We start from the raw sequence: 24,804 nt of genomic DNA on the forward strand, positions 1-24,804 counted from the left end.
CATAGCTCAGTTGGTAGTAGCGCATGACTGTTAATCATGATGTCGTAGGTTCGAGTCCTACTGGCGGAGTATAATTCTCATTGCTAGACGCAGGTCTAGCTTTTTTTGTTTTACGAAAACCACTAGCTGTGCTAGTGGTTCCGAAAAGCTTTTAGCGATGTATCAAAAAAGTCCCCCTAATTGGTGAGTATACCACCGAAACTAAGTATTTCCTCATTTATGGGATATTTAAAGGGTAAAAGTAGCTTAATGATATTTGATCGACACGCTAATTTAAAGTATAAATCTGGAAATCGCAAATTTTGGTTTCGAGGGTTTTATGTTGATACGGTTGGGCGAAATCAGAAGTGACTTGAAGAATATATTCGTAATCAATTACAAAAGGTAGTGCTGAAGGGAAACCATTCGGTAGGCCTTTAGGCCTCGGCCGGTAACAGAGGCTTTTAGCCGAAGAGCAAGCCACCGGTTCTCACGGGTGGTTTTGACTGATCTGTTTGTCAACCGTAGTGAGTGACGAAAAGCTAATATCTAGAGTGGATATAGTGGTATAGGGTAATCTAGTTTTGTTTAAATCTGGATATGAGTGACAGTTTCAAAAACAAGGGAAACCTTAATATTTTACTCTTTAATTCCGATTAATTCTGTGGTATTCTTAATAAGTCTCATGAGTTCTTCCTAATGATGGTTTGGTCGCTTTTCATTATAGTTCTTATGGGACTTTTTGTGTATACTCAAAAAGCTCTATAATCTCTACAGTGGTTTTTACCCACTACAGAAATTATAGAGTCTACCATTTTTATAGTGACATATATGTCTCTATTTTATTTCTTATGTATCTCTTATAATAGATTTCGTAATTATTTTAATTACAAATATTTTATCTATTTATAGGAGGTTTAATGGAACAAGAAGTTTTTGTTCACGCATATGAAGTTGTAAGGCCGATTGTACTTAAGGCTAGTAGACAATATTTCATCCAACTTTGGGACCAAGCTGATATGGAGCAGGAAGCAATGATGACACTTTATCAGCTTTTAAAAAAGTTTCCTGAGTTAGCGTCTGATGATGATAAGCTTCGACGTTATTTCAAAACTAAGTTTAGGAATAGGTTGAATGATGAGGTTAGAAGACAGGAGTCTGTAAAACGACAAGCTAATAGACAATGTTATATCGAAATTTCAGATATTGCTTTTTGTCTTCCGAATAAAGAGTTAGATGCGGTAGATAGGCTTGTTTATGATGAGCAGCTTAATGCTTTCCGTAATCAGTTGTCTTCGGAAGATGCTACTAAGTTAGACCGTCTGCTAGCTGGAGAATGTTTTAGAGGTCGAAAAAAGATGATCAGGGAGTTAAAATTTTGGATGGTAGATTTTGATCCTTATAATGAAGAAGATTAATTTTGAATATAGATTCTAGTCTAGTATTATTGAGTAAAAGTCATAAAAAACACTTCGAAAGTAGATTTCTGTTATCTATCTTTTGAAGTGTTTTTAATGTAGTGTAAAGAATTTATTTTACTGCTATTGGGTTTCCAATGAATCTTGGAAGTTCAATGTTTTCTTTGATTAGAGCTTCTTGGTAAAGTTTTAAGAAATCAGCATAGATATGAGTTTGTTGTCCATTTTTCGTAAAAATATCAATACGAAATACTAGTTGTCCAGAAGGAGTTGTGCTTAATCCAATGATATTTGGAGCTCCACAGATTTGAGGATAGTTTTCAATGTTTTCTCGATTTACTTCTTGTATGATGCTTGTCACTTTATTGATATCGGTTGACGGATAGACTGGGATATCAATTTGAGCTCTCATGTCCCCTCGAGATTTGTTGGATACAATTGTGATATTTCTGTTAGGTATAAAATGGAGGGTTCCATCAAATCCTCGAATTTGAGTAGTTCGAATACCTACGGTTGAAACAAGGCCTGTAACGGCTCCTACTTCAACTGCGTCACCGACTTCAAATTGGTTTTCTAACAATATGAAAAAACCATTAACGACATCAGATAGGAAGCCCTGAGCTCCTAGACCAAGAGCAACTCCAGCAAGTCCTGCCCCAGCAAGGAGGCTAGATACTGGGACCCCAAGGATACTAAGAAGACAGTAAATAAGGAAGAAGTATAGCACGTAGTTCATGCAATTGTGTAGTAATCGTTCAATGGTTTTTTGTCGAGCAGGTGTTTGAATTGTCCAAGCTAGAGAGCGTCCCACTGTATGTTTAAAAAGGAAGTTGATAATCTTCTTACTAAGAAGAAAGATGATGAGGAGAATAAGGAGTTTAATCCCTTTCGTAATGAGTACCATTAGGGTCTCTTCAAAATTAAATTGTTGGATGTATCTTTGTAAAATATTCATAGATCTAGTTTATCAAAATTTTGATAAAGTAGCAGTTTCTAACGATTTTCTTGTGATTAAATTGGATAAAAAAACTTTTAAAAGGCTTTGAAATATGGTAAACTAAACTGTATCTATAAAAAATTTTAAGGAGAATGACTACATGTCTGTATCATTTGAAAACACAGCCACTAACCGTGGTGTGGTGACATTCACTATCGGTCAAGATAAAATTCAACCAGCTTTGGATCAAGCATTTAACAAGGTTAAAAAGAATTTGAACGCTCCAGGCTTCCGTAAAGGACACATGCCTCGTGCCGTATTTAACCAAAAATTTGGTGAAGAAGCTCTTTACGACGATGCTTTGAATGCAATTCTTCCAGCAGCTTATGAAGCAGCGATTGCTGAACTTGGTCTTGATGTTGTTGCACAACCAAAAATTGATGTAAAATCAATTGAAAAAGGTCAAGATTGGACACTTACTGCAGAAGTTGTTACAAAACCTGAAGTAAAACTTGGTGCATATAAAGATCTTGAAGTTTCAGTTGAAGCTTCTAAAGAAGTTACTGATGAAGAAGTTGATGCTAAGCTTGAAAACGAACGCAAAAACTTGGCTGAATTGGTTGTTAAAGAAGGTGCAGCTGAAAATGGCGACACTGTTGTTATCGACTTTGTTGGTTCAGTAGACGGTGTTGAATTTGATGGTGGTAAAGGTGAAAACCACTCTCTTGAACTTGGTTCAGGTCAATTTATCCCAGGTTTCGAAGACCAATTGGTTGGAGCAAAAGCTGGTGATGAAGTAGAAGTTAAAGTAACTTTCCCAGAAGACTATCAAGCTGCTGACCTTGCAGGTAAAGCTGCTGTATTTGTTACTAAAGTTAACGAAGTTAAAGCTAAAGAAGTTCCAGCTCTTGATGATGAGTTGGCTAAAGATCTTGACGATGAAGTTGAAACTCTTGACGAGTTGAAAGCTAAATACCGTAAGGAACTTGAAGCAGCTAAAGAAATCGCATTTGATGACGCTGTTGAAGGTGCTGCACTTGATTTGGCTGTTGAAAACGCTGAAATCGTTGAATTGCCAGCAGAAATGGTTGAAGACGAAGTTCACCGTGCTATGAACGAATTCATGGGTAACATGCAACGTCAAGGTATCTCTCCTGAAATGTACTTCCAAATCACTGGTACAACTCAAGAAGATCTTCACAAACAATATGAAGCTGACGCTGACAAACGTGTGAAAACTAACCTTGTTATCGAAGCTGTTGCTGCTGCTGAAGGATTCGACGCTACAGAAGAAGAAATCCAAAAAGAAATCAATGATCTTGCAGCTGAGTACAACATGGAAGTATCACAAGTTTCTGCACTTCTTTCACCTGAAATGCTTAAACACGATATCACTATGAAGAAAGCTGTTGAAGTTATCACAAGCACAGCAAAAGTTAAATAATATGACTAAAATCAAGTTTCTGTTGAGACTTGATTTTTTCTTCTATAAATGCTTTGACTATTGACTCTTTTTAGCGTAAAATAAAAGGTAGCGAAAAATTGATTGCTGAGCTATTTCTGATGGAAACTAGCTTGAGTAAGAATGAAGGAGAACCACTTTGGAACTAGACGTATTTGCTGGACAAGAAAAAAGTGAATTATCAATGATTGAAGTGGCCCGTGCTATCTTAGAAACACGTGGTCGTGATAATGAAATGTATTTCAATGATTTGGTCAATGAAATTCAAAATTACTTAGAAAAATCGGATGCTGATATCCGCAATGCTTTGCCATTCTTTTATTCAGATTTGAATACGGATGGAAGTTTCATTCCACTAGGTGATAACAAATGGGGCTTGCGTTCATGGTATGCAATTGATGAAATCGATGAAGAGGTCATCACATTGGAAGATACTGATGAAAATGCACCAAAACGTAAGAACAAGAAAGTTAATGCCTTCATGGATGGTGATGAAGATGCCATCGATTATAATGACGATGATCCAGAAGACGAAAACTTCACACCTGATTCTGATAGTCTTGAATATGACGACGATAGCGAAGATGATGAGAAAGCCGAAGTGGAATCTTATGACTCTGAGTTGAATGAAATTATTCCAGATGATGATTTGGATGATGTTGAGTTGTCAGAAGAAGATGATGACGATGACTATGAGGATGAGTCAAACGACTAAGTTTTCATTGACAAATGGTCTTGGATAGTTTAGACTATTTATCGGGCACCTCTTTTGAAGAGGTCATGATTAAGGCTCCCAGAGTGAAACTCTTGGGGGTCATTTTTGTTTTTAGTCATTTACTGGACTTGTCTAAGGTGAGGTACTTTGTACTGCTCCAATCAGGTACTAGGAAAGGGCTGTCGTGATTATTTGAGTGGGTAATCAATCTACTATCTGTAGTTGTTTTGAATAATATTATAAGGAGTTAACATGACAAAATATATTTTCGTCACTGGTGGTGTGGTATCTTCAATTGGTAAAGGGATTGTAGCTGCAAGTCTTGGACGTTTGCTTAAGAACCGTGGTCTTAAGGTTACGATTCAAAAATTCGATCCTTACATCAATATTGACCCAGGGACAATGAGTCCTTACCAACACGGTGAAGTTTATGTCACTGATGATGGTGCTGAAACTGACCTTGACCTTGGTCACTACGAACGTTTTATTGATATCAATCTTAATAAATACTCTAACGTGACTACTGGTAAGATTTACAGCGAAGTTTTGCGTAAGGAACGTAAAGGGGAGTATCTTGGTGCGACTGTTCAGGTGATTCCGCATATCACCGATGCTTTGAAAGACAAGATTAAGCGTGCAGCGACAACGACTGATTCAGATGTCATTATCACTGAAGTTGGTGGTACGGTTGGGGATATTGAAAGTCTTCCATTCCTTGAAGCTCTTCGTCAAATGAAGGCTGATGTGGGTTCTGATAATGTTATGTATATCCACACAACGCTTCTTCCTTATTTGAAGGCTGCTGGTGAAATGAAGACAAAACCAACGCAACACTCTGTTAAGGAATTGCGTGGTTTGGGTATCCAACCAAATATGTTGGTTATTCGTACAGAACAACCTGCTGGTCAAGGAATTAAGAATAAATTGGCTCAGTTCTGTGATGTTGCACCTGAGGCTGTTATCGAATCACTCGACGTGGAACATATCTATCAAGTGCCACTTAATATGCAGGCTCAAGGTATGGATCAAATCGTTTGTGATCATTTGAAACTAGATGCTCCAGCTGCAGATATGACAGAATGGTCTGCTATGGTTGATAAGGTACTTAATCTTAAGAAGACAACTAAGATTGCCCTTGTCGGTAAGTATGTGGAGCTTCACGATGCTTACTTGTCAGTGGTTGAAGCACTTAAACACTCTGGTTTGGCAAATGATACTGCTATTGATATTGACTGGGTCAATGCTAATGATTTGACTGCTGAAAATGTTGCCTCTCGTTTGGCTGATGCTGATGGTATTATTGTTCCTGGTGGTTTCGGTCAACGTGGTACTGAAGGTAAGATTCAAGCTATTCGTTATGCACGTGAAAATGATGTGCCAATGTTAGGTGTCTGTCTCGGTATGCAATTGACATGTATTGAGTTTGCTCGCCACGTTCTTCACTTGGATGGCGCTAATTCAGCTGAGCTTGATCCAAACACAAAATATCCAATTATCGATATTATGCGTGATCAAATTGACATTGAAGACATGGGTGGTACTCTTCGTCTTGGTCTTTACCCATGTAAGTTGAAACCAGGTTCTAAGGCAGCTGCCGCTTATGGCAACCAGGAAGTTGTTCAACGTCGTCACCGTCACCGTTATGAGTTTAATACCAAGTTCCGTGAACAGTTTGAGGCTGAAGGCTTTGTCTTCTCAGGTGTGTCACCAGATAATCGTTTGATGGAAGTGGTGGAGCTCCCAGACAAGAAATTCTTTGTGGCAGCACAATACCACCCAGAATACCATAGCCGTCCAAATCATGCGGAAGAACTTTACAGTGCCTTTGTGACAGCAGCGGTTGAAAATGCTAAATAATTATCTAAGACAGAGTGGGATAGCCTACTCTGTTTTTTATTGGCTCCTTTTATGCTAAAATAAAGGGAATAATAAGAAAGAACGAGGAAAACAAATGGCTAAATTCGGCTTTTTGTCAGTATTAGAAGAAGAACTGGATAAGCACCTGGACTATGATTTTGCGATGGACTGGGATAAAAAGAATCATGCTGTGGAAGTAACGTTCATCCTAGAAGCGCAAAACAGTAGTAATGTGGAGACTATTGATGCTAAGGGTGAAGTGTCTGATGAAGATGTCATTTTTGAGGATTACGTGCTCTTTTATAATCCAGCAAAATCACGTTTTGATGAAGAGGACTACCTAGTGACAATTCCATATGAACCTAAGAAAGGTCTATCTCGTGAGTTTTTGTCCTATTTTGCGGAGACCTTGAATGAGGTGGCAACAGAAGGATTGAGTGACTTGATGGATTTTCTATCTGATGATGGACCTGAGGAATTCGGTTTGGTTTGGGACAAAGAAGCTTTCGAAAAAGGGAAAGCTCAACTTGAAGAGAAGGAATTTTTTGCTTATCCAAGGTATTAAAGGGAGCGAAAAGGGATGGATACTTATTTAAAAGATCAGTTCGATTTTACAGGTGTTAAAGCTGCCTTACTCGTAGAGCAAAGTATTTTAGTCATTCTCAGAGATAATAAACCAGATATTCCTTGGCCAAATACATGGGAGTTGCCAGGTGGTGGAAGAGAAGGTCAAGAAACGCCTCTTGAATGTCTTCAACGTGAGGTCTGGGAGGAGCTGGGCTTGACTTTGAAAGAGGAATCTATTATTTGGTCGAAAATCTATCCTAGTATGTTGGATAAAGATAGGTCAGCTGTTTTTGTGGTTGGTCAAATTAGCCAAGAGCAGTATCGTGAGATTCGTTTTGGTGACGAGGGACAGGAATTTAAACTAATGCCTATAGAGGATTTTATAAAAGCAGAAGGAGTCATTCCCCAGTTGCAGGAACGAGTACGTGATTATGTGGAGAGGTATTAAATTATGAAGCGTGGTAAAAACATTAACATGTTTCTTATGGATGGTGAAGTAACGGGGAAAATCAAATGTACCTTATCCAATTGGACTGGTGTGATTTATAAAATTTCTCGAATTCAATTGGCTGATCTAAAATCACGTGATGAATTGAAACAAACTGGTATTTATTTCTTATTTGGACGTGATGAAGATAAACAAAAGAATGTTACTTACATTGGCCAGGCAACGAATAGGAAGAATGGTGAAGGGGTGCTTTTGCGTGTGCAGGAGCATACTCGTGATAGTCATGCAGATTATTTTAATGATGTCATAATTTTAACGACACAGAATAATTCCTTTGGCCCCACAGAGATTAGCTACTTGGAGAATAAATTTACTCAGTTAGCAAAAGAGTCAGGGCGTTACATTGTAAAAAATGGTAATGAGCCAAATCCTGGGAATGTGACGGAAGAAAAACAATCTGAACTGGATGAAGTAGTTGAAAATGTTTTAATGATTGTTGGGACATTGGGGTATCGAGTTTTTATTCCTATGACAACGAATGTAGATCAGCAAACTCGCAATGATGCAGAGCAGTATTTGTACTTGAAGAGAAAAATGAAGAAATCAAATCAAATTATTGAGGCGAAATGTGAGAGAACAACAGAAGGTTTTGTTGTTTTAGAAGGTAGTCAAGTTGAGATGATAGATTCACCAGCAATACCTACCAGCCTGAAGGAATTGCGTAAGGAATTAATCAAAGAAAATGTAATTAAAGATGGTATCTTACAAGAAAAACAGCTTTTCTCTAGTCCCTCTTATGCAGCAGCATTTGTCTTAGGAATGAATACGAACGGTCGAATGGATTGGAAAGATAAAGATGGCAAGACCTTAAAAGAATTAGAAGAAATGATATATTATTAAGGAGAAATAAATGGACAAATGGCAAGAATTAACGATTGAAGTTAATCGCGAGGTCGAAGAAGCGGCTTCTAATATTTTAATTGAGTCTGGGAGCCAAGGTGTGGCTATTGATGATAGTGCAGATTATTTGGAAAATGCGGACCGTTTTGGGGAACTTTATCCTGAGGTTGAGCAGGTAGAGACGGTTAAAATTACGGCTTATTATCCGGAATCAGCAGATATCGAGGCCATTACCAAGCAGGTTAATGAGCGTTTGGCTGAGTTAACGGATTTTGGTCTTGAAACAGGAGATATTCACTTGGCTACTCAAGAATTGGTTGAAGAGGATTGGGCTGAGAATTGGAAGAAGTACTATGAACCAGCTCGCATTACCCATGATTTGACTATCGTACCGTCATGGACGGATTATGAGGCATCAGTAGGTGAGAAGATTATCAAGCTAGATCCTGGTATGGCCTTTGGGACAGGAACACATCCAACGACTAAGATGAGCCTCTTTGCCTTGGAGCAGGTGCTTCGTGGTGGTGAGACGGTGATTGATGTGGGGACTGGTTCAGGAGTCCTCTCGATTGCTAGCTCTCTGCTTGGTGCCAAGGAAATCTACGCTTATGACCTTGATGATGTGGCGGTTCGAGTGGCACAGGAAAATATTGATATGAATCCTGATATGGAAAATATCCACGTTGCTGCGGGAGATCTTTTGAAGGGTGTGACGCAAGAAGCTGATGTTATCGTGGCTAATATTTTGGCGGACATTCTCATTCATCTGACAGAAGATGCCTACCGTTTGGTTAAGGATGAAGGTTACTTGATTATGTCAGGCATTATCTCTGAAAAATGGGATATGGTGCGTGAATCGGCTGAGAAAGCAGGTTTCTTCCTAGAAACTCACATGGTTCAGGGAGAGTGGAATGCTTGTGTCTTCAAGAAGACAGATGATATTTCAGGTGTGATTGGAGGCTAAATGCAACAGTATTTTATAAAGGGGAAGGTTGAAAATCCAGTAATCATCAAGGATAAGGATACTGTGAAGCATATGTTTAACGTTATGCGTTTGACAGAGGATGATCAGGTTGTCTTGGTTTTTGAAGATGGTATCAAGCGTCTTGCGCGTGTGACTGACCGTGAGAATCACGTCTTTGAAGTGATTGAAGATTTAACTGATAATGTCGAGATGCCTGTTTCTGTAACCATTGCCTCAGGTTTTCCCAAGGGAGATAAACTGGAGTTGGTGACACAAAAGGCAACAGAGCTTGGAGCTCAGGCTATTTGGGCCTTCCCTGCCGACTGGTCTGTGGTTAAGTGGTATGGTAAGAAGCTAGCCAAGAAGGAAGATAAACTTGCCAAGATTGGTCTAGGAGCTGCAGAACAATCTAAGCGTAATCGTGTTCCAGAAGTCAGATTGTTCGAGAAAAAAGGGGAATTTCTATCAGAATTAGATAATTTTGATAAGATTTTTATCGCCTATGAGGAAACAGCCAAAGCAGGTGAGTTGGCTACTCTAGCTCGTGAGTTGGCTCAGGTAGAGAGTGGTCAGAAAATTCTCTTTATCTTTGGACCAGAAGGTGGTATCTCTCCGTCTGAGATTGATGCCTTTGAAGAAGCTGGCGGTGTTAAAATTGGCCTTGGACCGCGCATTATGCGGACGGAAACCGCTCCTCTCTACGCTTTGAGTAGTGTCAGTTATGCCTTGGAATTGAATAAGTAAGAGAAAGTTGGCCTTGTTCCAACTTTTTTTGTATTTGACACTTTTAAGCTAAGATTGCATCGTGCCATTAGTTTTGTATGACAAATTGAGCATTTCTAAAAAAGTTGATAATCTTATTTAGATTTAATATAATTGTACTATCTTTATAAAAGGGGAAGATTTTTAATGAAAACGAATCGTTATGTGACTCAATCTGCTGTGGTTTTGGGCCTTTTTGCTCTCTTGACTGTGCCACAAGTCCTAGGTCATGCTGATGAGGCAACCGCACCAGTACCAACTACTTCAACTGAAACTGTGACAGATAGTGGGACTGTTGCCGTATCTGGACAAGGAACTTCGGGAACAGCTGTTCAAGGAGGAACAGAAACTGTTTCTACTACAGCAACAGCAGTAGCGACAAATGCGTCTGCAGAGCCATCAGCTAATACCTCAACGGCCCAAGCAAGTCAAGAAGCCAGTGCTGTTTTGACGAATGCCAATCAGGTGACACCGGCAGTGCCAGTACAGGCTGAAACTGTTACAGAGCCTGCTCATGAGGGGCAGACCGTTGATATGCAGATTTTGTCAACAACAGATCTTCATACCAACTTGGTTAACTATGATTATTATCAAGATAAGCCGTCTCAAACAGTTGGTTTGTCTAAAACTGCTGTTCTTATCAAAAAAGCCCGTGAAACTAATCCCAATACGGTCTTAGTGGACAGTGGGGATACGATTCAGGGAACTCCTTTTGGGACTTATAAGGCTTTGATTGACCCTGTTGCCCAAGGTGAGACTCACCCTATGTACAAGGCCTTTGAGATGCTGGGCTACGATGCCGAAACACTTGGAAACCACGAGTTTAACTATGGTCTAGAATTTTTGGATCGTATGGTTAAGGCTGCTAAGATTAACATTATCAATGCCAATGTGCGTAATGCTCAGACAGGTGACTACTATTACAACCCTTATAAGATTGTTAACAAGACCTTTACTGATACAGATGGCAAACAGGTAACGCTAAAAATCGGTATTACAGGTGTCCTTCCAACACAGATTTTGGTTTGGGATAAGGCCAACCTTGAAGGTAAGGTAACTGTGGATGATCCAATGGAGGCTGTTAAGGCTATCGTTCCTAAGATGAAGGCTGCAGGAGCTGACTTTATCCTTGTTGCTGCTCACTCTGGTATTGGTGACAATGAATACACTAAGAATGAGGAAAATGAAGGTTACCAAATTGCTGGTATCGAAGGTGTTGATGCTGTTGCGACAGGGCATTCTCATGCGGATTTCCCAAATGGAGATGGTACAAGTTTTTATGCGAAATACCCTGGTGTAGATGATGTCAATGGTCTCATCAATGGGAAACCTGTGGTTATGGCTGGTAAATTCGGAGATCATCTAGGCATCATGGATGTCAAATTGACTTACACGGATGGTAAATGGAAAGTTGTTAACAGTAAGGCCAAGCTTGAAAAGATTGATACTAAGTCAGATGTTGCGGACAAGGACTTAATTAATATGGCTGCTCATGACCATAATGGAACAATCAACTATGTTCGTAAGGAAGTTGGTGAGACTACTGCACCAATTACTAGCTATTTTGCTCAGGTTCAGGACGATCCATCTATTCAAATCGTTAATAATGCACAACTATGGTATGCTAAAAAACAAGTAGCGGGAACAGCAGATGCGAATCTTCCACTCCTCTCAGCTGCAGCACCTTTCAAGGCGGGGACTCGTGGGGATGCGACCTACTATACCGATATTCCAGCAGGACCATTAGCCATTAAGAATGTCGCGGACCTCTACCTCTACGACAATGTTACTGCCCTACTCAAGGTGACTGGTGCACAAATAAAAGAATGGTTGGAAATGTCTGCAGGACAGTTCAATCAAATTGATCCTAATAGCAAAGAGCCACAACAACTCATTAATAGTAGCTATCGCTCATACAATTACGATGTGATTGATGGGTTGACTTATAAGTTTGATTTGACACAACCTAACAAATACGATCGTGAAGGTAAGTTGGTTAACCCAGATGCTAGTCGTGTTCGTGACTTGACTTATCAAGGTAAACCCATTGATTTGAATCAGACTTTCCTTGTCGTGACTAACAACTATCGTGCGACTGGTAACTTCCCTGGTGTTAAGGATGCTGCAGAAAAACGTCTCCTCAATCTTGAGAATCGTCAGGCAATCATTGATTATATCGTTAGTGAGAAAACGATTAACCCAACGGCTGATGGAAATTGGAGTTTCGTTCCTAATATTACGAATGCAGATATCCGTTTTGCCTCATCTGACAATGCACGTGCCCACCTTGCTGGTCAGGATGCCATTAGTTATGTAGGACCATCAACACAAGCAGGATTTGCAGAGTACCGCTTTGTTGTTAAGGAAAAGGCAAATCAAGTTGAGGATACGACTAAGAAAGAATCTGAGAAGTCACCAAAAGGTGTTGAGATGGCAGACCAAACTAAGCATGTGAAACCAAATGCTACTGCAGTTGCTAGCATGGCTAAACCTGCTTCAGCTATCCAATTGTCAAACGCTCAAGTCGTTATCTTACCTCAAGATCAAGTGCAAGAAACTCAAGGTTCAAGTTCAGTTAAGGCCTTGCCAAACACTGGTTCAGACGAATCTATGTCAGCAACTTTAGCTGGTATGGTTCTTATGACCTTGGCTGGATTCTTTGGAATCAAAAAACACGAAAAAAATTAAGCAAAGGAAAAAGCCCCTGTCAGGGGCTTTTTTGCTGTAGTTTTAGCGTTGGTTAAAGTTCTTTTGTGCTTCTAGAATAATAGGTGCCAGACGTTCGATATCAGACTGTGTGCCACGAAGCTCAAAGTCTCCCAACATAGGGAAGCCAAAACGTTGACTGTATTGTTTGGCGGTTAGGCAGTACTGGTTATTGAAGTTACGGTTACCAGAACCGATGATACCAAAGCAACGTTTGTGGTTATCATGGGCTGCGATAAAATCTCCCAGTGGATTGGTTAGGATTTCGACATCTCCATTGTCCACGCCATTTCCACCTTCAAGGTAGGTTGGCAAGAGTGCGACAAAGGGTTCATCTACTTGGAAGGTTTCATGATTAAGCTCTTTAATATTGATTTGGCGACATTCAATCCCGTGGTTGAGGGATAGGTAGTCAGACATACGTTTGACAAAGCTTTGGGTATTGCCACTTAGACTAATATAAACGAGGGTAAGTTGAGACATAAGCGTCCTCTTTCTATCTATATCTTGTGTTTGCTCAATCATTCTAACACAAGATGTTGTGCTTTTCAAGTTAGCTCCTTGTGATTAAGAATTGCCTATCTAGCTCTTTTTCTTTACTTGTAAAAGTGATAAAATAAAGGTTATTATAAAGAAGCGAAGGAAGAAATCATGGCTAAAGATAAAAATGTAACAGGAGAAGAAATTTTAGACATTTGCTCGGCCTACATGTCAGCAGATGATTTGAAATTAGTTGAAAAAGCCTGGCATTATGCGACAGATGCTCATAGTGGGCAATCTCGTCAGTCAGGAGAACCTTATATTATTCACCCTATTCAAGTGGCAGGTATCCTGGCAGACCTTCATCTTGATGCAGTGACAGTAGCCTGTGGTTTCTTACACGATGTCGTTGAAGACACCGAAAAAACGCTCGATGATTTGGAAACGGATTTTGGTACGGATGTACGAAATATCGTAGACGGTGTTACTAAGCTTGGTAAGGTTGAGTACAAGTCCCACGAGGAGCAGTTGGCTGAAAACCACCGTAAGATGCTTATGGCCATGTCTAAGGATATCCGTGTCATCTTGGTTAAATTGGCCGACCGTTTACACAATATGCGTACCCTAAAGCATCTTCGCAAGGATAAGCAAGAGCGCATTTCTCGTGAAACCATGGAAATCTATGCTCCTTTGGCTCACCGTCTGGGTATCAGTCGTATCAAATGGGAATTGGAAGATATGTCCTTCCGTTACCTTAATGAGGTGGAATTCTACAAGATTTCTCACATGATGAAGGAAAAACGTCGTGAGCGTGAGGAACTTGTGGACGAGATTGTCGATAAAATTAAGACCTACACAGCTGAACAAGGACTTGTTGGTGATGTTTATGGTCGTCCAAAGCATATCTACTCTATTTATCGTAAGATGCGCGACAAGAAAAAGCGCTTCGATCAAATTTATGATTTGATTGCCATCCGTTGTGTTATGGAGACGCACAGTGATGTTTATGCCATGTTGGGATATATTCATGAGCTCTGGCGTCCGATGCCTGGCCGTTTCAAAGACTATATTGCCAATCCTAAATCCAATGGTTACCAGTCTATCCATACAACGGTTTATGGACCAAAAGGACCTATTGAAATCCAAATCCGTACCAAGGAAATGCACCAAGTTGCCGAATACGGGGTTGCAGCTCACTGGGCTTACAAGAAAGGGATTAAGGGCAAGGTAGATTCAAAAGAGTCCGCTTTGGGAATGAACTGGATTAAAGATCTTGTTGAACTTCAAGATGCCTCAAATGGTGATGCTATGGGATTTGTAGACTCTGTTAAAGAGGATATCTTCTCAGAGCGTATTTATGTCTTTACGCCAAATGGTGCTGTTCAGGAATTGCCTAAAGATTCAGGACCTATTGACTTTGCCTATGCTATCCATACCCAAGTTGGAGAGAAGGCTACAGGTGCTAAGGTTAATGGCCGTATGGTTCCCTTGACTGCCAAACTTAAGACAGGTGATGTGGTTGAGATTGTCACTAATGCCAATTCTTTTGGTCCTAGTCGTGACTGGATTAAGATGGTCAAGACAACCAAGGCCAGAAATAAAATTCGACAATTCTTTAAGAATCAGGATAAGGAAGCTTCTATCACCAAGGGTCGTGAGCTTTTGATTGCCTACTTCCAAGAGCATGGCTATATTGCCAATAAGTACCTAGACAAGAAACATATTGAGGAAATTCTCCCTCGTATGAGTGTGCGTAGTGAAGAGGCTCTCTATGCCGCTGTTGGCTTTGGCGAAATTAGTGCTGCTGCTGTTTTCAATCGTCTGACAGAAAAAGAACGCCGTGAGGAAGAGCGTGCTAAGGCAAAAGCTGAAGCTGAAGAGCTAATGAACGGTGGCGAGGTTAAGACTGAGAAGAAAGAAGTTCTTAAGGTTAAGAGTGAAAATGGCGTTATCATTCAAGGTGCTTCAGGTCTCCTCATGCGTATCGCTAAGTGCTGTAACCCAGTTCCTGGAGATGAGATTGAAGGTTACATTACCAAGGGTCGTGGTATCGCTATTCACCGTTCAGATTGTAATAATATCAAGAGTCAAGAAGGTTATGAACAACGTTTAATCGAAGTGGAGTGGGATGAACGTAATGCCAATAAATCTTATTTGGCAGAGATTGACATCTATGGCCTTAACCGTTCTGGTCTGTTGAATGATGTTCTTCAAATCTTGTCAAATACGACCAAGAGCATCGCTACGGTCAATGCGCAACCGACTAAGGACATGAAGTTTGCCAATATTCACGTTAGCTTTGAAATTGCAAACCTTATTGAATTGACCGGTCTAGTGGATAAGATTAAAATTATCCCAGACGTTTATAGCGTTAAACGTACAAATGGTTAAGGAGTTACTGCGATGAAGATTGTGATTCAGCGCGTGCAAAGTGCCTCTGTGGTTATTGAGGATTCTACGGTTGGTGCCATTAAACAGGGGCTCTTACTCTTGGTCGGAGTTGGTCCAGAGGATACCAAAGAGGACCTAGAGTATGCAGTTCGTAAGATTGTCAATATGCGTATTTTTTCAGATGAAGATGGCAAGATGAATCTTTCTGTTAAGGATATTGATGGCCAGATTTTGTCGATTTCTCAGTTTACGCTTTTTGCAGATACGAAAAAAGGGAATAGACCAGCATTTACGGGAGCTGCAAAGCCTGACATGGCTAGCCAGTTCTATGACGATTTCAACCAATCCTTGTCAGCTCATGTTCCTGTAGAAAGAGGACGCTTTGGTGCAGATATGCAGGTTAGTCTGGTCAATGACGGACCTGTGACCATTATTTTAGATACTAAAAATCGATAAACAAACCATTTCTCGCCTTGTGTGAGAGGTGGTTTTTTTTACTCTCATCGTATGGGCAATTTAGGTGCTCGATTTTCATTATTTGGGATTTATTTTTGTTATTTTAAGTAGGCTTAACCAAGTGAATATTTAATGAAATTAGAAAATGTTTTTCTCAAATTTCTGAAAAAATCTGACCATTCATGATGAAAAAATTACCGTTTACGAGGATTGCCGGAAATTCCCTTGTCTTACAAAAAAGATTAAGTTAACATTAGTTTCATAAGAAACACCAAGCGATTTTTATGAAACTAAAAAATAACTCGAGTTCACAGCATGCAAATACCAATAGTGATAATTTGAAACGCCGAGGTGATTTAAACTTTTTTTAGAGGGATAGAGAGATATGTCAAAGAAAGTAGCGTCAACTAAATTATTATCAGGGTTGTTTGTAGCCGGCGGTGTCCTAGGGATGAATCAGGTCGCCAAGGCAGATAGCATGGTCAGTTCAGAAGCAACAAAACCAGTCATTACAACTGAAGCAGATAACTTGGTGGTGGTACCAACGGAGGCAGTTGCTCCAGTTGCGACAACAGAAGTAGGTCCATCATCTGCCGCTGTTGCGACAGATACTGCAACAACAGCAACAGCTTCTACAATATTTTCACAAGCTGTGTCAGCAGAGAGTGCTAGCTCAGAAATGCTTGTAGCCAGTGAAGCACTAGATCCTGAGTCAGCTGCTGTGGAAACCATCACATCATCATCTGATAATGCTACTGAAGCAGGACGCCATTCAACTGCTCAAGTGACACCAGTTACAGAAGTGACAGAGCAAAACTTAAATGGTGATGCTTACTTGACAGATCCAGAAACAACAAAAGCTGCTTATAGCAAGACAGATGGTGATATTAACTATTCTGTTGTTGTGTCTAATCCAACAGCAGAAACTAAGACGATGACTGTCAACTTGACACTTCAACATGCTTCAGAGATCATCGGTCAAGATAACGTTGACCTTACGCTAGCGGCAGGAACCTCAGCTAAGGTTTCAAACTTGATAGTAGCGTCAGAGTGGTTGACAAACAATACAGGTTACTTGGTGACAATCAGTGTCAACGATAAATCAGGTAGTACTTTGTCAAGCAAGCGTGCTGGCTTGTCTGTTGAAGATGATTGGACAGTTTTCCCACGTTACGGTATCGTAGCAGGTTCGCCAACTAATCAAAACAGTATTCTTGTTAAAAATCTTGAAGCCTACCGTAAAGAGCTTGAGCTCATGAAGTCTATGAATATCAATTCATATTTCTTCTATGATGCTTATAATGAAGCTACAGATCCTTTCCCAGAGGGTGTCGATAGCTTTGTTCAAAAATGGAATACCTGGAGTCACACTCAAGTTGACACTAAGGCTGTTAAAGAATTGGTTGATCAAGTTCATAATTCAGGTGCTGTTGCCATGCTTTATAACATGATTTCAGCAGATTCAAATCCAAAGAATCCGGCCCTTCCACTTGCTGCTTTGGCTTATAACTTCTACGATAGCTTTGGTAAGAAGGGTGAACCGATGACTTACACTATCGGTGATAACCCAACTCAAGTTTACTATGATCCGGCGAATCCAGATTGGCAAAAATACATCGCAGGTGTCATGAAATCAGCTATGGATCGTATGGGATTCGATGGTTGGCAAGGTGATACAATTGGTGACAACCGTGTGACTGATTATGAGCACCGTAACAGTACAGACGAGGCTGACTCACACATGATGTCTGATTCATATGCGTCATTTATTAATGCCATGAAGGACCTCATCGGTGAAAAGTACTACATCACAATCAATGATGTTAATGGTGGTAATGATGATAAACTAGCCAAGGCACGTCAAGATGTTGTTTATAATGAGCTTTGGACAAATGGTGGTTCAGTTATTCCAGGACGTATGCAGGTTGCCTATGGTGATTTGAAAGCACGTATCGATATGGTACGCAATAAAACTGGTAAATCACTTATCGTTGGTGCCTACATGGAAGAACCAGGTATTGACTATACTGTTCCTGGCGGAAAAGCAACTAACGGTGCGGGTAAAGATGCCCTTGCTGGTAAACCATTGCAAGCTGACGCGACACTTCTCGTAGATGCGACAGTAGCTGCAGCCGGTGGCTATCACATGTCCATTGCAGCCCTTGCCAATGCTAATGCAGCCCTTAACGTTCTTCAAAGTGCCTATTACCCAACGCAATACCTCAGTGTAGCTAAGGACACTATTCGTAAGCTTTACAATTACCAACAGTTTATCACTGCTTATGAAAATCTTCTCCGTGGTGAGGGTGTGACAAACAGCACTCAGTCCGTATCTACCAAGAATGCTTCTGGTGAAATCCTTTCTAAAGATGCTCTTGGTGTGACAGGAGATCAAGTTTGGACATTTGCTAAATCAGGAAAAGGTTTCTCAACTGTTCAAATGATTAATATGATGGGCATCAATGCGGGCTGGCATAATGAAGAGGGTTATGCGGACAATAAAACACCGGACGCACAAGAAAATCTCACAGTTCGTCTTAGCCTAGCAGGTAAAACAGCTCAAGAAGCTGCTAAAATTGCCAATCAAGTCTATGTGACGTCACCAGATGATTGGGCAACTTCAAGCATGAAGAAGGCACAAGCAAGTCTTGAAACAGATGAAAATGGTCAACCAGTGCTTGTCATTTCAGTTCCTAAACTAACTCTTTGGAACATGCTCTATATCAAGGAAGACACAACAGCAACACCGGTAGAACCAGTTATCTTGAAACCAGTTACTAACCAAGCTGGTAAGAAAGCAGATAATACCGTAACATCTGAAGCAAGCTCAGAAACAGCTAAATCAGAAAATTCAACAGTAAACAAAGGTTCAGAGGCTCCAACTGATAAGAAACCATCTGTTGAAGCTCCTAAACTCGATGAAACAACTAAACCAGCACCATCAGTTGACGAGTTAGTAAACTCAGCAGCTGTTCCAGTGGCGATAGCTGTGTCAGAGACCGCACATGATAAGAAAGATGACAACTCAGTATCTAATACGGATCAAGGTACAGTAGCGTCAGATTCAATCACTACACCAGCTTCAGAGGCTACAAGCACAGCTGCCTCAACAGCCTCATCAGAAGTATCAGAAAGTGCAATAGTATCATCGGAAGCATCAGAAACTGAAAATAGTTCAGAAGCATCAACTTCAGAGTCAGAAATTCCAACGACGACAGCAATTTCAGAATCACATGCAGTAGTTGAACCAGTGGCTTCTTTGACAGAATCAGAGAGTCAAGCAAGCACTAGCCTTGTTTCAGAAACTACAAGCACAATTGTCTCAGTTGCTCCGTCAGAAGTATCAGAAAGCACAACAGTATCATCGAAGGTCTCAGAAACTGATATTATCTCAGAAGCATCAACTTCAGAGACTTCAGCATCTGAATCAGAGAATTCAATCAGCACAGTCGTTTCAGAATCAGAAGTAGTTGAAGAACCAGCTGTTTCATTGACAGAATCAGAAAGTCAAGTGAGCACTTCAGAAGTGACTTCGGCGATTTCAGAAACAGTAAGCACATCAGAGGAAGTCGTCCTTGATGGACTATCAGAAAACATCAATAGTTGGAATAGACTCTCTGTAGCTCCTCGCGTCTCAGAAACCTTACCAAGTACTTCTGAAACGATTACAGAAGCAGCATCACTCTTTAGCAACTATGCAAGATATTCAGAAACAGCAAGCTCAGAATCTCACTCTATGGTAGCAGCTTCTTCAGAAGTTTCTATTGAAAAATTAGCAGTATCTATCTTGAAAGATACTGAGGGTGGCTTGTACGATGCAACAACAATCAGAAATATTGTTGAGATGATTGATAGTATTACAACAAATGTCAGCTATACTCGCAGTAGCCGTCAAGACCTTGTCAATACAGCTTCGTCAGATAACACTTACAGTGGTAGTCAAGATCTTAACCTTGCAAGTAAGACAACGACGCAAGCAGGTGAAAAAGGAACAACTGAAGACCTTAAGGCTACAATTGCTAAAACAGCAAAATCTCACAAGTGGGGAGAACATGCTGTAGCCATCCTTACAGCTATTGTCCTTGCAGGTGCGGCAACCCTTGCAGCTCTCCGTAACTTCTTGATGTCAAAAAAAGTTGATAAATAATAAGAAGAACTCTTTGTGTAAACAAGGAGTTTTCTTTATACTGGCTGCTATTTTTTCTGAAAATTGTGATACAATAGAAATGGTTTGAATATTGTGTCAAAGGAGAGCCAATGATTACTGCAAATGATATCGTAAAGGCTAATGAAGTCTTAAAAAACGTGGTGGAACGCACACCACTAGATTTTGATCGCTACCTATCTGAAAAATACGGGGCGACCATTTATATTAAAAAAGAAAATATGCAAAAGGTACGCTCTTTCAAATTGCGTGGAGCCTACTATGCTATCCATCAATTGAGTGATGAGGACAAGGCGCGTGGTGTGGTTTGTGCATCAGCCGGAAACCATGCTCAGGGGGTTGCCTACACTTGTAACGAGATGAAGATTCCGGCAACCATCTTTATGCCAGTAACAACACCTCTCCAAAAAATTGGTCAAGTCCGTTTCTTTGGTGGCAAGTTTGTAACAATCAAATTGGTGGGAGATACCTTTGATGCTTCTGCTCAAGCAGCACAGGAATATACCAAGTCTGAAGGGATGACTTTCATTGATCCATTCGACGATTATAATGTCCAAGCAGGTCAAGGAACTGTTGCTTATGAAATTTATGAGCAGGCCCAAGAGGAAGGTGTTTCCTTTGATAGTATCTTGGTTCCAGTAGGTGGTGGTGGCCTTATCTCTGGTGTAGCTACCTATATCAAGGATGTAGCACCGTCTATGGAGGTTATTGGTGTTGAGGCTAGTGGTGCTCGTAGTATGCGTGCTGCCTTTGACCGTGGTTATCCTGTAAAACTTGAAGAAATTGATAAGTTTGCGGACGGGATTGCTGTTCAAAAGGTAGGTGTCAAGACCTATGAAGTCGCACGTAAATACGTTGACCGCCTCTTAGGAGTTGATGAAGGATTGATTTCAGAAACCCTAATTGATATGTACTCTAAGGTTGGTACCATTGCAGAACCCGCAGGTGCGGCATCAGTGGCAGCTTTGGAAGTGATCAAAGATGAGATTAAAGGAAAAACCATCGTCTGCATCATTTCAGGTGGTAACAATGACATCAACCGTATGCCAGAGATGGAAGAACGTGCGCTTATCTACGATGGTATCAAGCATTACTTTGTGGTTAACTTCCCACAACGTCCTGGTGCCCTTCGTGAATTTGTAAATGATATCTTGGGACCAAATGATGATATCACTCGTTTTGAGTACATCAAACGTGCTAATAAAGGAAAAGGTCCGGTTCTCATTGGTATAGCTCTTAGTGATAAGAACGACTATGATGGACTTCTCGAGCGTCTTTCGGCCTTTGACCCAAGTTATATCAACCTTCACGGTAACGAAACACTATACAATATGCTTGTCTGAGGACAGGTTCAGACAATGAAAAAAGAATCGACGAAGTCGGTTCTTTTCTACTTTGACTTAGCTATAAAGTGGTACTAATGCCTTATCTTCAAACTAAAACCCCAGTATTTCTACTGAGGTTTTCTTTATTCGATAATTAAGAGTCCATCTTTGATGGCGAATGGATTGTCTTTATTGATGCGGTCGTAGAACATGATACCGTTAGTATGGTCGATTTCATGTTGAACAACGATTGAGTTGTAACCACGGAGTTTAACACGTTGCTTTTCGCCCTCTTTGTTGAAGTATTCAACAGTTACTCGAGCATGACGAACCACGTAACCAGGAACATCGCGGTCAACTGAGAGGCATCCTTCGCCATCGCCCAAAGCAGCATCCTGAACAGAATGGGCAACTACTTTAGGGTTGTACATGATTTCTTGAAGACTATATGCTTCTTTTGGTGGATTACCCTCAGCGTCTTCAGGGTTTGGAACGAGAACAGCGATAATGCGTTTTGAAATATCTAATTGAGGGGCTGCAAGACCGACTCCCCCACGAAGCCCCATTTTTTCGGCAATAACAGGATCTTGTGAGTTACGAAGAAACTGCATCATTTTTTCGCCTAGGATAATGTCTTCGTCTGATAGTGGGAAGGTTACATCTTCAGCGACAGCACGCAAGGTTGGATTTCCTTCGCGAATGATATCATTCATATCAATCATATGGCTGGCGCGGATAATTTTGGTTTGAGCGTCCATTTGTTTACCTCTATTTTCTTTGATTTACTTGTTTATAACTATAGCACAAAAGGGTTGAAAATTAAACCATCAAGGATTAAAGTGAGGCTTTTTCTAATCGATAAAAGCCAGTTTTTCCAAGGTTTGTCTCTCTAAAATACGATAGGTTTTAAAGGCCTCTTTTTCGATAATTCCCTGGTCGATAAATTGTTTGATGACTCGCTGTACATGACGATAGCTAGTTCCAAAACGGGAAGCTAAAATAGATGGCGATAATTGAAAGATATTCTCTTCTTCACTATTCAAAATATGGGTGGCCAGACGCTCTTTGACAGAGTAGCTCGCATTCGTTGAAGCAGTGATACCTTGCTTATGCAGTGCCATAGCCAGGTTACGTCCAATTTGGTAGAGAAAAACAGGGTCTTTGAGGAGTTCTTCTTTATTATTTAATGGGAGCTGAACTGCTTGAACCTCTTCTAAAGCAATGACTGATGATCCTGCTGGTTGGTTGGTCATGAGTTCTACATCTCCCAATATCTGAGGCTGATTGAGCGTTTCTAGGATATGTTCTTTACCATTGAAGAGAGAACGAACAATTTTTACCTTTCCTGATAAAATGTAGGTCAGCTCAGTGATAGCTTGCCCTTGGGTACAAATATAATCGTTCTTTTGAAAGGTGACTTTCTGTAATTGGTTGAGGTAGGGGGGTGGAAAGACCTGGTCAAGTTGAGGTCTTATGGTATGATTACGCATACATCTCCTTTTTTAGGACCTAGGTCCTATTTTTTAAAGTCTCCTTAGATTATAATGAAAAAATAACTATTAGACAAGTAAGGAAAGGATGTTCTTATCCCTATATTATGACACGAATTTTAGAAAAAATGAGCCTGCTTGGGCTATCCTTGCTCTTGATTTCGGCCTTTTCGATTTCAACAGCGTTACCACCTATGTTGGACTACTATAGCCCAACCTTTTCTGCCGCGCAAGTGGAGCTTTTAGTATCTGTCCCTTCATTTTCCGTAGTCGCGATGCTCTTACTTAATTCATTTATTGACAAATGGCTAAGTGATAGACAGCTAATTGTGACTGGGCTGCTCTTACTTAGTAGTGCTGGGATTTTTCCTTTTTTTGTACAAGCCTATCCTCTTGTCTTACTGTCACGTATTGCTTTTGGAATGGGGATTGGTCTTATCAATGCTAAGGCGATTGCCATCATCAGTCAACGTTATCAAGGTAAAGAGCGAGTTCAGATGTTAGGTATTCGTGGCTCCATGGAGTTGATTGGTGGAGCTTCTTGTTCTCTTTTAGTTGGACAATTACTGAAAATTCATTGGACCTTTGCCTTTCTTATCTATGGTTTTGGTTTTGTGATTTTGATTATGTACCTCCTTTTTGTGCCATCGATGGAGCAGGTGGAGAAGAAGCAGATTACAAAAAGAAAACAAGTTCTGAACAAAAAAGACCTTGGTATGATTCTTGGCATGGCTCTTTTAGCAGGTTTTGTCATCTGTATCAATTCTTCGATTAGTTTGCGCGTGCCTCTGTTTCAAGTTGCTGGTAAGACTATTGAGAGTGGTCAATCAGCCTTAGTACTGAGTTTAGAGCAGGGAATTGGAATTGTAGCTGGACTGAGTTTCGCCTCGCTTATAGGACATTTTAAAAATCGTCTTTTGCTTATAGTGATGTTCTTGTTAGCGGTTTGTCTCTTTGGGATGTCAGTGGCTAGTAACTTACCGATTTTGATTTTATCTTCAGTTGGTGTTGGTTTCTTTTATAGTATTATTTTGACAATTATCTTTAACCGACTTTCTGAGTCTATTGCTAGAAGTCTGTTGAACAAGGCGACAGCCTATGTCCTCTTAGGCTGTAACCTAGGGTCAGCCATTTCCCCTTATGTTTTGAAATTGTTAGCACTCATATCTCCAAGTTTTAGTTGGATTTTTCTAGCTTATGCTATCGTAAGTTTCCTACTTTTCCTTGGATTCTTTCTGAATGCAAAAATGGCCAAAAAAGTCTAAGCTTCAAAAACTTAATCAGTGAAATCTTGCGATTGACAAAGATTAGTAGATGAGCTAAAATAGAGAGGTCGTAAAGACAAACCAACTCTTTCTTGGTTTTAGGAGAGCCAATCCTAAGACTCGGATGGAGCAAAAAAAGGAGAAAAAACATGGCAATCTCAAAAGAGAAAAAAAATGAAATCATTGCTCAATACGCACGTCACGAAGGTGACACTGGTTCAGTAGAGGTTCAAGTTGCTGTCCTTACTTGGGAAATCAACCACCTTAACGAACACATTAAACAACACAAAAAAGACCACGCTACTTACCGTGGTTTGATGAAAAAAATCGGTCACCGTCGTAACTTGTTGGCATACCTTCGCCGCACAGACGTTAACCGTTACCGTGAGTTGATCAGCTCACTCGGACTTCGTCGTTAATTCAAGATACAAGTGTCTAGGCCTTGTTCAATTGAATACACGAAAATGGAACTGCTCTATGATGGGGCAGTTTTTTTATTCGCTAGGATTTTAGCCTG

At 40.4% G+C, this 24,804-nt stretch carries 20 protein-coding genes and 1 pseudogene; 17 read left to right on the forward strand and 4 right to left on the reverse strand.

All coding sequences use genetic code 11. The features are described 5' to 3' along the window. Positions 1–180: 180 nt before the first annotated feature. Positions 181–348 (forward strand): annotated as a pseudogene (tnpA, locus tag H7T98_RS05485) (IS200/IS605 family transposase); the annotation flags it as partial. A gap of 551 nt (positions 349–899) precedes the next feature. Continuing rightward, entirely contained in the window at positions 900–1,397 is a 498-nt protein-coding gene (locus tag H7T98_RS05490; RefSeq protein ID WP_175057370.1) for a sigma-70 family RNA polymerase sigma factor, read from the forward strand. 112 nt (positions 1,398–1,509) lie between these two features. Here the strand turns inward: H7T98_RS05490 and H7T98_RS05495 are convergent, their stop codons facing one another. After that, complete coding sequence (locus H7T98_RS05495; RefSeq protein ID WP_175057371.1) at positions 1,510–2,352, reverse strand: mechanosensitive ion channel family protein; 843 nt, start codon at positions 2,350–2,352, stop codon at positions 1,510–1,512. Positions 2,353–2,494: 142 nt separating this feature from the next. Here H7T98_RS05495 and tig point away from each other — a divergent pair, with 142 nt between their 5' ends. The 9 genes from tig (at position 2,495) to H7T98_RS05540 (ending at position 12,697) form a co-directional block, all read left to right on the forward strand. After that, the gene (gene tig / locus H7T98_RS05500) at positions 2,495–3,778 is read left to right on the forward strand and encodes a trigger factor (protein WP_002889721.1); all 1,284 of its coding nucleotides are present in this window, start codon (positions 2,495–2,497) and stop codon (positions 3,776–3,778) included. Positions 3,779–3,935: 157 nt separating this feature from the next. Then, positions 3,936–4,511, forward strand: a complete 576-nt coding sequence (gene rpoE / locus H7T98_RS05505) for a DNA-directed RNA polymerase subunit delta (protein WP_002885605.1) — start codon at positions 3,936–3,938, stop codon at positions 4,509–4,511. Positions 4,512–4,763: 252 nt separating this feature from the next. Beyond that, positions 4,764–6,368, forward strand: coding sequence for a CTP synthase (locus tag H7T98_RS05510; protein WP_117647281.1), 1,605 nt, complete (start codon positions 4,764–4,766; stop codon positions 6,366–6,368). A gap of 94 nt (positions 6,369–6,462) precedes the next feature. Beyond that, positions 6,463–6,933: a DUF3013 family protein gene (locus H7T98_RS05515; protein ID WP_175057372.1), complete on the forward strand. Its 471-nt coding sequence runs from the start codon at positions 6,463–6,465 to the stop codon at positions 6,931–6,933. 15 nt (positions 6,934–6,948) lie between these two features. Beyond that, positions 6,949–7,383, forward strand: a complete 435-nt coding sequence (locus H7T98_RS05520) for an NUDIX hydrolase (RefSeq protein WP_175057373.1) — start codon at positions 6,949–6,951, stop codon at positions 7,381–7,383. 3 nt (positions 7,384–7,386) lie between these two features. Next, positions 7,387–8,283 (forward strand): GIY-YIG nuclease family protein, encoded by an 897-nt coding sequence (locus H7T98_RS05525; protein ID WP_175057374.1) that lies wholly within the window; start codon positions 7,387–7,389, stop codon positions 8,281–8,283. A 10-nt stretch (positions 8,284–8,293) separates the two neighbouring features. After that, positions 8,294–9,247, forward strand: coding sequence for a 50S ribosomal protein L11 methyltransferase (prmA, locus tag H7T98_RS05530; RefSeq protein WP_175057375.1), 954 nt, complete (start codon positions 8,294–8,296; stop codon positions 9,245–9,247). Then, positions 9,248–9,991, forward strand: coding sequence for a 16S rRNA (uracil(1498)-N(3))-methyltransferase (locus tag H7T98_RS05535; RefSeq protein ID WP_175057376.1), 744 nt, complete (start codon positions 9,248–9,250; stop codon positions 9,989–9,991). 165 nt (positions 9,992–10,156) lie between these two features. Further along, complete coding sequence (locus tag H7T98_RS05540) at positions 10,157–12,697, forward strand: bifunctional 2',3'-cyclic-nucleotide 2'-phosphodiesterase/3'-nucleotidase (protein WP_175057377.1); 2,541 nt, start codon at positions 10,157–10,159, stop codon at positions 12,695–12,697. A gap of 42 nt (positions 12,698–12,739) precedes the next feature. Here H7T98_RS05540 and nrdI read toward each other — a convergent pair whose 3' ends face one another. After that, positions 12,740–13,198 (reverse strand): class Ib ribonucleoside-diphosphate reductase assembly flavoprotein NrdI, encoded by a 459-nt coding sequence (nrdI, locus tag H7T98_RS05545; protein WP_022496522.1) that lies wholly within the window; start codon positions 13,196–13,198, stop codon positions 12,740–12,742. Between the two features lie 168 nt (positions 13,199–13,366). On the opposite strand from nrdI, the gene H7T98_RS05550 reads away from it, so the two are divergent. The 4 genes from H7T98_RS05550 to ilvA all read left to right on the forward strand — a co-directional run bounded on the left by H7T98_RS05550 (position 13,367) and on the right by ilvA (position 21,550). Beyond that, positions 13,367–15,586, forward strand: a complete 2,220-nt coding sequence (locus tag H7T98_RS05550; protein WP_037604083.1) for a RelA/SpoT family protein — start codon at positions 13,367–13,369, stop codon at positions 15,584–15,586. A 12-nt stretch (positions 15,587–15,598) separates the two neighbouring features. Further along, positions 15,599–16,042: a D-aminoacyl-tRNA deacylase gene (gene dtd / locus H7T98_RS05555; protein WP_002889739.1), complete on the forward strand. Its 444-nt coding sequence runs from the start codon at positions 15,599–15,601 to the stop codon at positions 16,040–16,042. A 385-nt stretch (positions 16,043–16,427) separates the two neighbouring features. Continuing rightward, complete coding sequence (locus tag H7T98_RS05560; RefSeq protein WP_037604084.1) at positions 16,428–20,189, forward strand: glycoside hydrolase family 66 protein; 3,762 nt, start codon at positions 16,428–16,430, stop codon at positions 20,187–20,189. Between the two features lie 110 nt (positions 20,190–20,299). After that, on the forward strand, positions 20,300–21,550 hold the full coding sequence (gene ilvA / locus H7T98_RS05565; protein ID WP_002883616.1) for a threonine ammonia-lyase IlvA: 1,251 nt from the start codon (positions 20,300–20,302) through the stop codon (positions 21,548–21,550). A 125-nt stretch (positions 21,551–21,675) separates the two neighbouring features. Here the strand turns inward: ilvA and def are convergent, their stop codons facing one another. Both def and H7T98_RS05575 read right to left on the reverse strand, forming a co-directional pair. Further along, positions 21,676–22,290, reverse strand: a complete 615-nt coding sequence (gene def / locus H7T98_RS05570; RefSeq protein WP_002883663.1) for a peptide deformylase — start codon at positions 22,288–22,290, stop codon at positions 21,676–21,678. Positions 22,291–22,383: 93 nt separating this feature from the next. Continuing rightward, a complete protein-coding gene (locus H7T98_RS05575) occupies positions 22,384–23,022 on the reverse strand; it encodes a Crp/Fnr family transcriptional regulator (protein WP_002883647.1) in 639 nt (212 codons plus the stop codon). Positions 23,023–23,129: 107 nt separating this feature from the next. On the opposite strand from H7T98_RS05575, the gene H7T98_RS05580 reads away from it, so the two are divergent. Both H7T98_RS05580 and rpsO read left to right on the forward strand, forming a co-directional pair. Next, entirely contained in the window at positions 23,130–24,287 is a 1,158-nt protein-coding gene (locus H7T98_RS05580; protein ID WP_110980925.1) for an MFS transporter, read from the forward strand. Between the two features lie 149 nt (positions 24,288–24,436). Further along, a complete protein-coding gene (gene rpsO, locus H7T98_RS05585) occupies positions 24,437–24,706 on the forward strand; it encodes a 30S ribosomal protein S15 (RefSeq protein WP_002883618.1) in 270 nt (89 codons plus the stop codon). Positions 24,707–24,804: the final 98 nt, after the last annotated feature.

Origin of the sequence: Streptococcus sp. 23.2 (assembly GCF_016648665.1) — a bacterium.
Lineage (GTDB): Bacteria > Bacillota > Bacilli > Lactobacillales > Streptococcaceae > Streptococcus > Streptococcus salivarius_E.